Annotated in this window: 17 protein-coding genes; 14 read left to right on the plus strand and 3 right to left on the minus strand. The window is 70.3% G+C overall.

Annotated features, from left to right (window positions below; genetic code table 11):
• Positions 1–18: 18 nt before the first annotated feature.
• Positions 19–939, minus strand: coding sequence for a cation diffusion facilitator family transporter (locus CGZ93_RS06955; RefSeq protein ID WP_094363427.1), 921 nt, complete (start codon positions 937–939; stop codon positions 19–21).
• Positions 940–1037: 98 nt separating this feature from the next.
• Here CGZ93_RS06955 and CGZ93_RS06960 point away from each other — a divergent pair, with 98 nt between their 5' ends.
• From CGZ93_RS06960 to CGZ93_RS06985, 7 genes are all read left to right on the plus strand, one after another.
• Positions 1038–2087 (plus strand): aspartate-semialdehyde dehydrogenase, encoded by a 1050-nt coding sequence (locus tag CGZ93_RS06960; protein ID WP_094363428.1) that lies wholly within the window; start codon positions 1038–1040, stop codon positions 2085–2087.
• 10 nt (positions 2088–2097) lie between these two features.
• A complete protein-coding gene (gene proC / locus CGZ93_RS06965) occupies positions 2098–2895 on the plus strand; it encodes a pyrroline-5-carboxylate reductase (RefSeq protein WP_094363429.1) in 798 nt (265 codons plus the stop codon).
• A 62-nt stretch (positions 2896–2957) separates the two neighbouring features.
• Positions 2958–3236: an ArsR/SmtB family transcription factor gene (locus CGZ93_RS06970; RefSeq protein WP_094363430.1), complete on the plus strand. Its 279-nt coding sequence runs from the start codon at positions 2958–2960 to the stop codon at positions 3234–3236.
• Positions 3237–3253: 17 nt separating this feature from the next.
• Complete coding sequence (locus CGZ93_RS19735) at positions 3254–3376, plus strand: VOC family protein (protein ID WP_267489720.1); 123 nt, start codon at positions 3254–3256, stop codon at positions 3374–3376.
• The gene (locus CGZ93_RS06975; protein WP_267489721.1) at positions 3355–3651 is read left to right on the plus strand and encodes a VOC family protein; all 297 of its coding nucleotides are present in this window, start codon (positions 3355–3357) and stop codon (positions 3649–3651) included. Before CGZ93_RS19735 ends, CGZ93_RS06975 begins: the two co-directional genes overlap by 22 nt.
• A gap of 93 nt (positions 3652–3744) precedes the next feature.
• Positions 3745–4890: an acetoin utilization protein AcuC gene (locus CGZ93_RS06980; protein ID WP_229117267.1), complete on the plus strand. Its 1146-nt coding sequence runs from the start codon at positions 3745–3747 to the stop codon at positions 4888–4890.
• Between the two features lie 123 nt (positions 4891–5013).
• Positions 5014–5241, plus strand: coding sequence for a helix-turn-helix domain-containing protein (locus CGZ93_RS06985; RefSeq protein WP_094363431.1), 228 nt, complete (start codon positions 5014–5016; stop codon positions 5239–5241).
• A gap of 267 nt (positions 5242–5508) precedes the next feature.
• Here the strand turns inward: CGZ93_RS06985 and CGZ93_RS06990 are convergent, their stop codons facing one another.
• Positions 5509–6507, minus strand: a complete 999-nt coding sequence (locus tag CGZ93_RS06990; protein WP_094363432.1) for an EamA family transporter — start codon at positions 6505–6507, stop codon at positions 5509–5511.
• 94 nt (positions 6508–6601) lie between these two features.
• Here CGZ93_RS06990 and CGZ93_RS06995 point away from each other — a divergent pair, with 94 nt between their 5' ends.
• From CGZ93_RS06995 to CGZ93_RS07010, 4 genes are all read left to right on the plus strand, one after another.
• The gene (locus CGZ93_RS06995; RefSeq protein ID WP_094363433.1) at positions 6602–7141 is read left to right on the plus strand and encodes a CGNR zinc finger domain-containing protein; all 540 of its coding nucleotides are present in this window, start codon (positions 6602–6604) and stop codon (positions 7139–7141) included.
• A 139-nt stretch (positions 7142–7280) separates the two neighbouring features.
• On the plus strand, positions 7281–7382 hold the full coding sequence (locus tag CGZ93_RS07000) for a 30S ribosomal protein bS22 (protein WP_042842924.1): 102 nt from the start codon (positions 7281–7283) through the stop codon (positions 7380–7382).
• A gap of 13 nt (positions 7383–7395) precedes the next feature.
• Positions 7396–8415: an NAD-dependent epimerase/dehydratase family protein gene (locus CGZ93_RS07005; protein ID WP_094363434.1), complete on the plus strand. Its 1020-nt coding sequence runs from the start codon at positions 7396–7398 to the stop codon at positions 8413–8415.
• Positions 8412–9398 (plus strand): lysophospholipid acyltransferase family protein, encoded by a 987-nt coding sequence (locus CGZ93_RS07010; protein ID WP_094363435.1) that lies wholly within the window; start codon positions 8412–8414, stop codon positions 9396–9398. The genes CGZ93_RS07005 and CGZ93_RS07010 overlap by 4 nt, the downstream gene beginning before the upstream one ends.
• On the opposite strand, the gene CGZ93_RS07015 is transcribed toward CGZ93_RS07010, so the two are convergent.
• Complete coding sequence (locus CGZ93_RS07015; RefSeq protein WP_094363436.1) at positions 9395–10204, minus strand: HAD family hydrolase; 810 nt, start codon at positions 10202–10204, stop codon at positions 9395–9397. The genes CGZ93_RS07010 and CGZ93_RS07015 overlap by 4 nt on opposite strands.
• 60 nt (positions 10205–10264) lie before the next feature.
• On the opposite strand from CGZ93_RS07015, the gene CGZ93_RS07020 reads away from it, so the two are divergent.
• The 3 genes from CGZ93_RS07020 to CGZ93_RS07030 all read left to right on the plus strand — a co-directional run bounded on the left by CGZ93_RS07020 (position 10265) and on the right by CGZ93_RS07030 (position 12830).
• Complete coding sequence (locus CGZ93_RS07020; RefSeq protein ID WP_094363437.1) at positions 10265–11749, plus strand: class I adenylate-forming enzyme family protein; 1485 nt, start codon at positions 10265–10267, stop codon at positions 11747–11749.
• Positions 11746–11991 carry a glutaredoxin family protein gene (locus CGZ93_RS07025; protein WP_094363438.1) on the plus strand — a complete coding sequence of 82 codons (246 nt, stop codon included), beginning with the start codon at positions 11746–11748 and terminating at the stop codon, positions 11989–11991. The genes CGZ93_RS07020 and CGZ93_RS07025 overlap by 4 nt, the downstream gene beginning before the upstream one ends.
• A gap of 95 nt (positions 11992–12086) precedes the next feature.
• On the plus strand, positions 12087–12830 hold the full coding sequence (locus tag CGZ93_RS07030) for a redox-sensing transcriptional repressor Rex (RefSeq protein WP_229117268.1): 744 nt from the start codon (positions 12087–12089) through the stop codon (positions 12828–12830).
• Positions 12831–12862: the final 32 nt, after the last annotated feature.

Below are 12862 nucleotides of genomic sequence, written 5' to 3' on the forward strand. Positions count from 1 at the left end.
GGAGGCCGCCCGCCCGGCTCAGGGCTCGTCGAGGGGGACCTCGCCGACCGGGATGTCGGCCCAGGAGGCCGGATCCTCGATCGGTTCCAGATGGGTGGTGACGGTCAGCTCCGGGACGGTGGTGCGCAATTCGTTCTCGATCTCCTCGGCGAAATCGTGGCCGTGTTGGACGCTCCAGGCGCCCGGTACCAGCACATGCACGCTGGCGAACCGCTGGTGCCCGGCGACCCGGGTCTGCAGGCCGTGGAAGGCGACCTCGTCGCTGCTGCGCCGCCGCAGTACCTCGATCACCGCGTCGCTCTCGGCCTTCGGCAGGGCGGCGTCCAGCAGGCCGGACATCGACTCGGTGATCAGCCTGGTGCCGGTGATGATGATGTTCACCCCGACCGCGAACGCGACGATCGGATCGAGCCGGTCCCAGTCGGTCAGCCAGACCAGCCCGACCCCGATCAGCACCCCGGCGGAGGTGACCACATCGGTCATCAGATGCTTGCCGTCCGCGGTCAGGGTGATCGAGCGGTGCCTCCGGCCGGCGCGGATCAGGATCACCCCGACCACCCCGTTGAGCACCGAGGCGACCACCGAGACGAGCAGGCCGATGCCGACGTTCTCGAGGGGACGCGGGTTGATGAAGCGTTCCACCGCGGTCACGCAGATCACCCCGGCGGCGATGAAGATCATCGTGCCCTCGACGGCGGCGGAGAGATATTCGGCCTTGGTCCGCCCGAACGGGTAGCGCGGATTCGCCGGCCGGGCGGCGATCTTGAGTGCGACCAGGGCGACCACGGCTGCGACCAGGTTGACCACCGATTCGGCGGCATCGGAGAGCAGGCCGACCGATCCGGTCAGCGCCCAGGCCCCGGCCTTGAGCGTGATCGTGACGATGGCGGCCGCGATCGCGAGCCAGGCGAACCGCGCCAGATCCCGGGTCTCACTCACGGTTTGATTATGTCTGAGCCACGTCGGTCGTCGTACGCTTGGCCGGAGCAACCCGGGGCGGCAGGCGTACCCGGTGATGAGTCTTGGAGTGAAACCCCATGCGCGTAGGAGTCTTCGGTGCCACCGGCCAGGTCGGCGGGGTGATGCGCGACCTGCTGGTCGAGCGCGACTTCCCGGTCGATGAGATCCGGTTCTTCGCCTCCGCCCGGTCCGCGGGCAAGACCATCGACTTCAAGGGTCAGCCGATCACCGTCGAGGACATGGCGACCGCCGACTTCTCCGGGCTGGACATCGCACTGTTCTCGGCCGGCAAAACCGCCTCCAAGGAGTACGCCCCCAAGGTCGCCGCCGCCGGTGCGATCGTGATCGACAACTCCTCGGGGTGGCGATTGGATCCCGAGGTGCCGCTGGTGGTCGCCGAGGTGAACCCCGAGGATTGTGTCGAGCCGCCGAAGGGGATCATCGCCAACCCGAACTGCACCACCATGGCGATCATGCCGGTGCTCAAGCCGCTCACCGACGCGGCCGGGCTGGAGCGGCTGCGGGTGGCCACCTATCAGGCCGTCTCCGGCTCCGGCGGGACCGCGGTGCAGGCGTTCGCCGACCAGGTCGCGGCCACCGACGACCTGACCGGTCTCACCTTCCGCGGGCGGGTGGACGAGGTGAGCGACCCCGCCCCTTATGTGAAGGCGATCGCGTTCAACGCGCTGCCGCTGGCCGGTGCACTGGTCGACGACGGCTCCGGTGAGACCGACGAGGAGCAGAAGCTGCGCAACGAGTCGCGCAAGATCCTGCACCTGCCCGAGTTGCTGGTCTCCGGCACCTGTGTGCGCGTCCCGGTGTTCACCGGTCACTCGTTGGCGGTGCACGCCGAGTTCGCCCGGCCGATCTCGACGGAGCAGGCCACCGAGCTGCTCGCCGCCGCCCCCGGGGTCGAGCTGATGGACGTGCCCACCCCGCGCGACGCGGCCGGTGCCGACCCGGCGTACGTCGGTCGTATCCGGGCCGACCAGTCGGTGCCGAACGGCAAGGGGCTGGTGTTCTTCGCCTCCAACGACAACCTGCGCAAGGGTGCCGCGCTGAACGCGGTGCAGATCGCGGAAGTCGTGCTGGCACAGCGAAAGAGTCCGGCCGGCGCGACCGCGTGAGGATGCTTCGATGACGCGGGTGGCACTGCTCGGTGGCGGGGTGATGGGTGAGGCCGTGCTCAGCGGACTGCTCGCCTCGGGCCACGCCGCCGACGACCTGGTGGTCGCCGAGAAGCGCGCCGAACGCGCCGCCGAACTGACCGTACGCCACGGCGTCGCCACCGCCTCCGGGCCCGAGGCCGTGCGCGGCGCCGACGTGGTGCTGGTGGTGGTCAAACCTGCCGACGTCGCTGGGGTGCTGGGTGAGGTGGCCGGCCAGCTCGCCGAGGGGGCGCTCGTGGTGTCGTTGTGCGCCGGTGTGTCGACGGCGGCCGTCGAGGACGTGCTGCCCGCCGGTACGCCGGTGGTGCGGGTGATGCCGAACACCCCGGCCCGGATCGGGCAGGGGATGGCGGCGGCATCTGCCGGGCGGCACGCGAGCGCCGAGCAGGTGGCGCGGGTGGTCGAGCTGCTGGCCGGGACCGGGCGGGTGGTCGAGGTACCGGAGAAGCTGCAGGACGCGGTCACCGCGGTCTCCGGCTCGGGGCCGGCGTACCTGTTCCTGGTCGCCGAGGCGATGACCGACGCCGCGGTGACCCTCGGGCTGCCCCGGGACACCGCCCGGGAACTGGTCACCCAGACGCTGCTCGGCAGCGCCACCCTGCTCGCCGAGAACGGGGAGCACCCGACCCTGCTGCGCGAACAGGTCACCTCACCGGGTGGGACCACCGCCGCCGCACTGGCCGTGCTCGAGCAGCACGGCCTGCGGGCCGCCTTCGGCGATGCGCTGACCGCGGCGCGGGACCGGTCGGTCGAGTTGGGTGGTTGAACGCGCTCGTAGGGGTCGCTGACCCATTGACATGCAAGTGAATGCTTGCCTATTGTGTCGGTATGGCCGACCTGTTCCATGCGCTCGCGGACGAGACGAGACGCCTGGTGCTGGACGAGTTGTTCACGCGGAACGACCTCACGCTGTTCGAGATCTGCGCGAGCCTGGCCACGAATCATGGTGTTACCTCAAGCCGTCAGGCGATCTCGCAGCACCTCGGCGTGCTGGAGGACGCGGGCCTCATCACCACGCGGATGAATGGGCGGACGAAGATCCACCACCTGGATCCGGAGCCGCTGCGGACCGCACTGCGGCGCTGGCCGCTCGAACCCGAGAAATGATCTTGAAAGGACAATCCATGCCCACGATCGCCGTCACCTCGATCATGGTCGACGACCAGGACAAGGCGCTCGCGTTCTATACCGAGAAGCTTGGTTCCTGCCCCGGAGAGATATCCCGATGGGGGAGTTCCGGTGGCTGACCGTGGTCAGCCCAGAGCACCCCGAGGGCGTCGAGCTCGTGCTGGAACCGGATGCGCACCCGGCGGCCAGGACGTTCAAGCAGGCCCTGGTCGCCGATGGGATGCCGTACACCTTCTTCACCGTGCCCGACGTGCGCGTGGCGTACGACGAGCTGACCGCCAAGGGGGTCCGGTTCACCACCGAGCCGACCGAGATGGGTCCGAACACCGTGGCGATCCTCGATGACAGCTGTGGGAACCTGATCCAGCTGGTTCAGTTGAACGAGCAGCCCTGATCCGGGCGACTCCCTCCGTGGAACGGGGTACGCCGAGCGCTCGCTGGCAGTAGGGTCGGCGGCACAAGCACGGTGAGGGCGGCGGAGGTTGAGATGCGGGCACGGATGGTGCACTCGGAGGGGCTGACCCGCTACGACTTCGGTGAGGGTCATCCGATGGGTCCCGGCCGGGTGCGCCTGGCGGTCGAGCTGGCGCGGCAGTTGGGCGTGCTCGATCTGCTCGAGGTGGTCGAACCCCCGCCCGGGGACGACGCGTTGGTCCGCCTGGTGCACACCGAGGACTATCTCGAGGCGGTGCGCTCGGACCGGGTGCACACCCGCTTTGGGATCGGCACCACCGACAATCCGTTGGTGGTGGGCATGCACGCGGTGGCCTCGCAGATCTGCGCGGCGACGGTCGTGGCCGCTCGTGCGGTGTGGAGCGGGGAGGCCAGTCGTGCGGTGAACATCGCCGGTGGGCTGCACCACGCGATGCCGTCGGGCACCAGCGGTTTCTGTGTGTACAACGATTGCGCCGTGGCGATCCGCTGGCTGCAGCAGCAGGGTGGTGCGAAGAAGATCGTCTATCTCGACATCGACGCTCACCACGGGGACGGGGTGCAGTCGATCTTCTATGACGACCCGAACGTGTTGACGATCAGCCTGCACGAGTCGCCGATCCACCTCTTCCCCGGCACCGGTTTCGCCTCCGAGACCGGCAAGGGGGAGGCCGAGGGGCGGGCGGTCAACGTGGCGCTGCCGCCGGGGATCGACGACGCCGGGTGGTTGCGTGCCTTCGACGCGATCGTGCCGCCGATCCTGGAGTCCTTCGGCGCCGACATCCTGATCAGTCAGCACGGTTGCGACTCCCACGTCGACGACCCGCTGACCGACCTGTGCCTGTCGGTGGACGGGCAGCGGGCGTCGTATCTGATGGTGGCCGAGTTGGCGGATCGCTATTGCGGGGGGCGTTGGGTGGCCACCGGTGGTGGCGGTTATGCGGTGGACACCGTGGTCCCGCGGGCCTGGGCGCATCTGCTCGGCGTCGTGGCGGGCGCTCCGATCCCGTTGGAGTCCGAGACCCCGGCCGCCTGGCGGGACCTGGTGGGGGAGAGCGCCCCGCTTCGGATGGGTGACGGGGCCGACATCGAATTCGACCCGATCGGCTGGGGTTACAACCCCTCCTCCCGGGTGGATCAGGCCATCATCGCGACCCGGCGGGCCGTGTTTCCCGAGTTCGGTCTCGACCCGGACTTCTGAGCTGGTGCGGTCGGATCCCGGAGTGGCTTTTCACCGGACCCATTTACCACTACTGTCACCTGCAGCACGTGCAACACGCCGGAGGGGAAGCCGGCGGTCGATGCGTGCGAGAGGTGCGCGCAGATGAGCGATTCCAAGGACCGGCCCAACCTGTCGGCCGTTGGTGGCCTGTCGGCCGTCAAGTTCCTGACCGTGGCCGAGGTGGCCACGATCATGCGGGTGTCCAAGATGTCGGTCTACCGGCTGATCCACAGTGGCGAGTTGGAGGCCGTACGCTTCGGCCGCAGCTTCCGCGTCCCGGAGAAGGCCGTGAACGAATATCTGAAGAGCTCATTCTTCGACGTCGGCTGAGCCACCGAGCCACCGCTTTCGCGACGGTCCCCGCCGCGCGCGCTCCCGCCGGTGTTTCCACCCCTGAGGGTGCGCTTCAGGCTGTGCACTCTGATCTCCCAGGGAGATCAAACCCGGCCTTGATCTCCCAGTCGAATCAAAGCGCGCCTTGATCGCTGGGTGGGATCAAGACTGCACCCACCGGGTGCACTCTTGACCACTCCTTGTGGTCAGGACGGGTTTTGACCACTCGGTGTGGTCAGGACGGGGTTTGACCACGGGGTGTGGTCAGGACTGCACACCAGAAGCGACACCCCTTGAGGGGGCGACGGCGCGGGACTGGCGCAACTCGTCCCACTTGACCAGGACGACGCCGAGCAGGATCACCGCGCCGCCGACCAGCTGGCCCGGGCCGGGACGCTCGCCGACCAGCAGCCACGCCATCACGCAGGCGAACAGCACCTCGGACAGCCCGACCAGCGAGGCGATCCGCGAGCCCAGCCGCCGGCTCGCGGCGATCCCGGTGGCGTACGCCAAGGAACCCGACACGACGGCGATTCCGAGCAGCGGCAGCCACCAGCCCACCTGGGTCCCGGCGAATGGTACCTGCCCGCCGCGGACGGCCAGCGGCAGCAGCCCGACCCCGCCCAGCACGCACAGCAGCACCGCGCCGATCCCGAGGCCGCCGGTGGCCAGCACGATCGGCGGCAGGTCGTCATCGAGCCGGGCGCCGACCACGAAGTACGCCGCCGACCCCACCGCGGCCAGCAGGCCGAACACCACGCCCAGGGCGTCCAGGCGTACGCCGTGGAAGACGTTCAGCACCAGCGCCAACCCGGCCATCGCGGTCGCCGTGCCGGCCAGGGCCAACGGCCCCGGACGGCGGCGGGTGATCGCCCAGGCGCCGAGCACGATCAGCACCGGCGAGGAATACTCGAGCATCAGCGCCACCGAGACCGACAGCCGCTGCACCGCATAGAAATAGAAGACCTGACACCCGGCCGTCGCCAGCGCCCCATAGATCAGCAGCACCGGCCAGGCCGCCAGCACCTTGCGCCAGCGCCCGGCGGCCGCCCGCAGCGCCAGTGGCAGCAGCACGACCGTGGCCAGAGCCAGCCGGACCAGCACCACCGCGCCCGGCGACCAGCCGCCGGCCATCAGCGCGTGCCCGAACACTCCGGACAGGCTGAAGGCCGCCGCCGAGAGCAGGGCGATCAGCAACCCGCCCGGGCGTCGCGTGGGGGCGTGGTCGGTCGGTGTTTCGAGTACCGTCTCGGACATGGTCATCGGCGTTGGCACCTCCTGTCGTGGGGCGACTCGCTGTCATGAGTCAGAAGTTGTTTCACTCGTGACACTAGGACGGTTGGGGTAAGGAGTCAATGTGATCTTTGAGCATGACGTCGAAGTGTCCCTGCAGGCCGCCGCGGACCTGATCAACACCGCCCACGAACCCGACACGTTGACCACCGTCGAGGAGCTCGCCGACTTCGTCGATCGCTGGCGCTATTCCGGTGTCTTCGCGGGCACAGCGGAGGAGTTGGACCAGGTCCGCCGGATCCGGCCGCGGCTCGAGGAGTTGTGGATCACCGACGAGTTCGAGGCGGTACGCCGGACCAACGACTTCCTGCGGCGCTACCGCGCGCTGCCGCAACTGGCCCGCCACGACGGCTTCGACTGGCACATCCACGCGGCCCGCACCGACGCCCCGCTGGCCGATCGGCTGGTGGTCGAGCTGGCCATGGCGATGGTCGACGTGGTCCGCGACAAGGAGCTCTCCCGGCTGCAGCGCTGCGCCGCCGAGGACTGCGACAACGTGCTGGTCGACCTCTCCCGCAACCGCTCCCGCCGGTTCTGCGACGCCGGCTGCGGGAACCGGGCCAATGTGGCCGCCTATCGCGCCCGGCAGCGCGGGGAGGCGTGAGGCTGGCCACCGCCGACCGACGGACCGAGCGCCCGCCCGCCTGAGCGAGCTTTGCCGCAAGGGGGCGGTGCCGAGTAGGATGTGATGGTTGTCCGGCACCCGTCGGACCACCATCACTCTTCATCGAGAGGCACCACCTGTGGGTTCGGTCATCAAGAAGCGCCGCAAGCGCATGGCGAAGAAGAAGCACCGCAAGCTGCTGAAGCGTACGCGTATCCAGCGTCGCCGCGCCGGCAAGTAGGCCGCAGCCGCCGATGTCACGTGTCGTCCTGGTCACCGGGGTGTCGCGTGACCTGGGTGCTCGATTCGCCCGCTCGCTGGCCGCCCCCGGCGAGCGCGAGGTGATCGGTCTCGACGCCACCGCCCCCACCCACGAGCTCGGCGGGGTGGCGTACGTCCGGGCAGACCTCCGCAGTCCGGTGCTGTCCCGCGTGGTCGCCGAACACCAGGTCGACACAGTGGTGCACCTCGGGCTGTCCGCGGAGGGCTCCAGCCGCGCCGCGGTCAAGGAGGCCAACGTCATCGGCACCATGCAGCTGCTGGCCGGCTGCCAGAAGGCCCCCTCGGTCCGCAAGGTGGTGCTGCTCAGCACCGGCGCCGTCTATGGCGCCGGCCCGCTGGACCCCGCCCGGTTCACCGAGGAGATGGTCGGTCGGCACCCGGCGCGCAGCGGCTTCGCCCGTGACGCGATGGAGGCCGAGGGCTACCTGCACGGGGTGGGCGTGCGCCGCCCCGACGTGGTGCGCACCATCCTGCGTCCGGCCAACCTGATCGGCGGTGGGGTGGACAGCCCGCTCACCCGCTGGCTGTCCCTGCCCGTCGTACCCCGACCGCTGGGCTATGACGCCCGGCTGCAGTTCCTGCACCCGGCCGACGCCGTCGCCGCGCTGGAGGCGGTCACCCTGCACGACGTTCCCGGCCGGTTCAACGTGGCCGCACCCGACGTGCTCACCCTCTCCCAGGTGCTCGGCGTGCTCGGCAGGCCCTGGCTCGGCGTGCCCGGGGACAGCAGCGGCCTGGTGCTCGGCCTCGGTCGACGGACCAGGTTGGTCGAGTTCACCAACGACGAACTGCGCGCGATCACCTGGGGCCGTGCCCTGGACACCACCCGCTTCACCGACACCGCCGGCGTCCACCCGCACTACAGCTCGCGCCGGGCGGTCGAGGAGTTCGCCGCCCTGACCCGCCCCGGAATGCTCACCGTGCCCCGGGTCGAGGGTGCGCTCAGCCTGGCCAACCGCCTGCTCGGCCGACGCCACGGGGGTGGGTCATGACCGACGACGAACGCCCCGACCTGATCGCCCAGCTCGCCGAGGGCCTGCTCAGCCTGCGCGACCGCGTCCGGGAGGTGCCCACCGAGCAGTTGCAGGAGCTCGCCGCGGACCCGATCGCCACCCTGATCGCCCTCGGTGAACAGCTGGGCGTGGAGTGGCAGGACTCGCTCGGGGACCTGATCGCCTACACCCGGGATCGGCTGACCGGCGACTATGCGGTGGACCAGTTCGGCTACGACCCCGAGTTCACCGAACGGGTGTTCATGCCGGCGGTCCGGTTCCTGGCCCGGAAATGGTTCCGCGTCGAGGTGCGCGGGATCGAGAACGTGCCCACCGAGGGGCCGGCCCTGCTGGTCGCCAACCATGCCGGCGCGCTCCCGGTGGACGCCCTGGTGCTGCAGGGGATCGTGCACGACGAGGTCGGCCGGCACCCGCGGATGCTCGGCGCCGACCTGGTCTTCAAGACCCCGATCTCGCACGATGTAGCCCGGCGTACCGGCTGCACCGTCGCCTGCCCCGAGGACGCCGAACGGCTGCTCACCTCCGGCGAACTGGTGTCGGTCTTCCCCGAGGGGTTCAAGGGCCTCGGCAAGTTGTACGCCGAGCGCTATCGCCTGCAGCGCTTCGGCCGGGGCGGATTCGTCTCCACCGCGGTACGCGCCGGGGCGCCGATCGTGCCGGTCTCGATCGTCGGCTCGGAGGAGATCTTCCCGCTGATCTCCACCGCCCCCACGCTGGCCAAGGCGCTCGGGCTGCCGTATTTCCCGGTGACCCCGCTGTTCCCCCTGCTGGGCGTGCTCGGGATGGTGCCGCTGCCGTCGAAGTGGATCATCGAGTTCGGTGAGGCGCTCACCACCGACGAACTGCCCCCCGGCGCCGCCGAGGACCCGATGACCGTCTTCCAGATCACCGACCAGGTCCGGATCACCATCCAGAACCGGCTCTACCGCCTCTTGGAAGACCGCCCCCACACGTTCTTCTAGAGGTCTGCTCGCGCGCGGCCCGCCAGACCGAGGCGCCTCGCCAACTCCACTCCCAGACCGCCGAGGACGGCTCCGCCGACCGCGGCGCCGACGATGGTGCGGCGGCGGCCGGGGCCGCGGAAATCGTGCACCGGCCAGTTGGCGGCGCGGGCGTGCCGCAGCAGGTCCCCGTCGGGGTTCACCACGTGCGGGTCGCCGACCAGACTCAGCATCGGCAGGTCGTTGAACGAATCCGAGTACGCCGAGCAGCGGCTCAGGTCATAGCCGCGCTCCAGCGCCAGGGCGCGTACCGCATCCGCCTTGGCCGGGCCGTGCATCAGCGGCCCGTGCAGCCGACCGGTGTAGACCCCCTCGACCGACTCCGCCTCGGTGCCGATCGCCCCGGTCAGGCCCAGGTGCTTCGCGCACACCCGCGCCACCTCGATCGGGGCGGCGGTGACCAGCCACACCGGCCGACCGGCGCTCAGGTGGCTGTCGGCCAACGCGGTCGCCTGTGGCCACAGCCGGCCGGCGATCGAGTCGTTGAAGATCTGCTCTGAGTCCGCCGCCAGCTCCTGGACGGTCCGCCCCTCGATGATCGACAGCACCGTCTCGCGGATCTCCACGATGTGGCCCTCGTGCTCGGCCCCGGTGGCCCGGAACCACGCCTCCAGCCACAGCGCGCGCAGGATGATCCCGGCGCGGAAATACTTGCGCGCGTACAACCCCTTGCCCAACTGGATCATCGAGGTGCCGCGCACCATTGTGTTGTCCAGGTCAAAGAAGGCGGCAGCCCCGGATCGGGCGTCGGGGCCAGGCTCGGTCATGCGGCCAGCCTAGGCGACCCCAGCGTCCGAACCGCCGAAGCGGCGTGCCAGACTCGGCCCATGCCCGATCCATCGTCTCCGCGTACGCTCTCGGACCTGGTCCGTCAGCACGCCGCCGAGCGCCCCGACGCGATCGCCCTGGTCCAGGTCGAACCGGATCGCCGGGAGATCTCCTGGGCCGACCTCGAGCAGCAGGTCACCACCTCGGCGGCCGCACTCGACGCCCTCGGCGCCTGGGGTGGTCGCCGGGTGTTGATCTCGGCGGAGAACACCATCGACTTCGCCGCCGCCTGGTTCGCGGCACTGCGCTCGGGCTGCATCGCGGTCCCGGTGAACCCGCACCTGCCGCCCGCCGAGTGGGCCCGGGTGGCCGAGCACTGCGGTGCCTCGCTGGCGCTGCTCCCGGCCGGCACCCCGGTCGAACTGCCCGGCGTACGCCAGCTCGAGCTGGCCGAACTCGCCGAGCATGCGGGGGATTCGCGGACGCCCCCGCTGACCGACCCGGAGTCCTGTGCGGCGATCATCTACACCGCCGGCACCTCGGCCGAACCGCGCGGGGCGATGCTGTCCCACCGCGCCCTGCTCGCCCACTGCCGCAACAGCACCGCCCAGGGACTCAGCACCACCGACTCGATCGTGCTCTGCGCGCTGCCGCTGTTCCACGTCTATGGCCTCAACGCCGTGCTGGGTGCCGCCGTGCACGTCGGCGCCCGGACGGTGCTGGTCGACGGACTGCCGGACACCCTGGTCGAGATCCTCGACCGCGAGCAGGTGAGCCACCTTCCGCTTACCCCGTCGGCGCTCTATCGGCTCAGCCAGGCCGAGGGGCTGACCGCCGCCAGCGGCTGGCTCCGGCTGGTCACCAGCGGGGCGGCGCCGCTGCCCGCGGTGCTGGTGGAGCACTGGCGGCGCCTCACCGGGGTACGCCTGGACCAGGGCTATGGGCTGACCGAGGCCGCCCCCGGGGTGGCCAACACGGTCGGTGTCGAGCTGCGCGGAGCCGGCCACGTGGGCCGCGCGCTGCCCGGCGTCGAGGTGCGGATCGGTGCCCAGGGCGTCTCGCTCAGCGGCGGGCCGGACGAGCCCGGGGAGATCTTCATCCGCGGTGACAACCTGTTCTCCGGCTATTGGCCGCACGGCGACAGCGCCCCCGATGCCGACGGCTGGTACAACACCCGCGATGTCGGCTATCTCGACGGCGAGGACCTGTTCCTGGTCGACCGGGCCAGTGACCTGATCATCGTCTCCGGGTTCAACGTGTTCCCCAGCGAGGTCGAGGACGTGCTCTGCGAGCACCCCTCCGTCCAGGCCGCGGCCGTCGTCGGCCAACCCGATGAGCACACCGGCGAGCGGATCGTCGCCTTCCTGGTCGGCGACCTGCTGCGCGTGGACCAGGTGATGGAGCACGCCGAGCAGCGGCTGGCCCGCTACAAACTGCCGGCCGAGGTGGTCGTGCTGAAGTCGCTGCCGCGCTCGGCCACCGGCAAGATCCGACGCGGTGCCCTGCGCGACCTGCTCGACACCACCGACGAGGAGGAGCGATGACCCAGGCCCGGGTCCGGGTGCTCACCCGCGAGGGCTGCCACCTCTGCGACGACGCGCTGGCGGTCGTGGCCCGGGTCTGCGACGAGCTCGGCGTGGGGTGGGAGGACGTCGACATCGACGAGGATCCGCAGCTGCGGGAGGCCTACACCGACCAGGTCCCGGTCACCTTCGTGGACGGGCAGCAGCACGACTTCTGGCGGGTGGATGAGCGCCGACTGCGGGACGCGCTGTCCGGCCGCTGAACGGCCCGCTCGGCCTTGTGCACGGGTTCACAAGGGTGGGTTAGGCTGGATTCCGCAACGGGCCGCAGGGGTCCGGCCGGCGGAGCGGGTGACGGGTGTCCAATCGGCAAGACAGGCCAGACGAGGATTCGTCGCTGCCGGTGGAGCCGGCCCGCGGACGCGGCGGGATCCCCGAGGCCACGGTGAGCCGGCTGGCCACCTATCTGGGCGTGCTCAACAACCTGGCCAGCGCCGGCGTGGCCACCGTCTCTTCCGGCGAGCTCGCCGCCACCGCCGGGGTCAATCCGGCCCAGCTGCGCAAGGACCTCTCCCACCTCGGCAGCTACGGCATCCGCGGGGTCGGCTATGACGTCGCCTATCTGCGCTTCCAGCTGGACCAGAACATCGGCTCGGCCGAGCACTGGCCGGTGATCATCGTCGGCGTCGGAAACCTGGGCCGCGCCCTGGTCAACCACGCCGGGTTCTCCTCCCGCGGCTTCCGGGTGAGCGCCCTGTTCGATGTCGACCCGGCCCTGGTCGGCAGCCGGGTCGAGGGCCTCCCGATCCACCACCTGAGCGATCTGGCCAGCGTGGTCCGCGATCCGCTGGTCACCATCGGGGTGCTCACGGTTCCCGGTGAGCACGCCCAGCCGGTCGCCGACACCCTGGTCGACGCGGGCATCAAGTGCCTGCTCAACTTCGCCCCGATCAACCTCGCCGTCCCGGCCCAGGTGACCGTTCGTAAGGTTGACCTTGGCAGCGAGCTGCAGATTCTGGCGTACCATCGGCAGATGTCGTTGGCCGACGCGATCTCGGCCGAGGGGCTGGTCCCCGGCGGCTACGGTCACTCCGGTGAGTGAGCGGGCGCCCTTCCCTGACGTCGAAGGAACGG

Origin of the sequence: Enemella dayhoffiae (assembly GCF_002250625.1) — a bacterium.
Taxonomy (GTDB): Bacteria; Actinomycetota; Actinomycetes; order Propionibacteriales; family Propionibacteriaceae; genus Enemella; species Enemella dayhoffiae.

Coding starts and splice junctions, on each gene's coding strand:
- CGZ93_RS06960 (WP_094363428.1), top strand. CDS start 1,038: ATGCGCGTAGGAGTCTTCGGTGCCACCGGCCAGGTCGGCGGGGTGATG.
- proC (WP_094363429.1), top strand. CDS start 2,098: ATGACGCGGGTGGCACTGCTCGGTGGCGGGGTGATGGGTGAGGCCGTG.
- CGZ93_RS06970 (WP_094363430.1), top strand. CDS start 2,958: ATGGCCGACCTGTTCCATGCGCTCGCGGACGAGACGAGACGCCTGGTG.
- CGZ93_RS19735 (WP_267489720.1), top strand. CDS start 3,254: ATGCCCACGATCGCCGTCACCTCGATCATGGTCGACGACCAGGACAAG.
- CGZ93_RS06975 (WP_267489721.1), top strand. CDS start 3,355: ATGGGGGAGTTCCGGTGGCTGACCGTGGTCAGCCCAGAGCACCCCGAG.
- CGZ93_RS06980 (WP_229117267.1), top strand. CDS start 3,745: ATGCGGGCACGGATGGTGCACTCGGAGGGGCTGACCCGCTACGACTTC.
- CGZ93_RS06985 (WP_094363431.1), top strand. CDS start 5,014: ATGAGCGATTCCAAGGACCGGCCCAACCTGTCGGCCGTTGGTGGCCTG.
- CGZ93_RS06990 (WP_094363432.1), bottom strand. CDS start 6,507: ATGACCATGTCCGAGACGGTACTCGAAACACCGACCGACCACGCCCCC.
- CGZ93_RS07005 (WP_094363434.1), top strand. CDS start 7,396: ATGTCACGTGTCGTCCTGGTCACCGGGGTGTCGCGTGACCTGGGTGCT.
- CGZ93_RS07010 (WP_094363435.1), top strand. CDS start 8,412: ATGACCGACGACGAACGCCCCGACCTGATCGCCCAGCTCGCCGAGGGC.
- CGZ93_RS07015 (WP_094363436.1), bottom strand. CDS start 10,204: ATGACCGAGCCTGGCCCCGACGCCCGATCCGGGGCTGCCGCCTTCTTT.
- CGZ93_RS07020 (WP_094363437.1), top strand. CDS start 10,265: ATGCCCGATCCATCGTCTCCGCGTACGCTCTCGGACCTGGTCCGTCAG.
- CGZ93_RS07025 (WP_094363438.1), top strand. CDS start 11,746: ATGACCCAGGCCCGGGTCCGGGTGCTCACCCGCGAGGGCTGCCACCTC.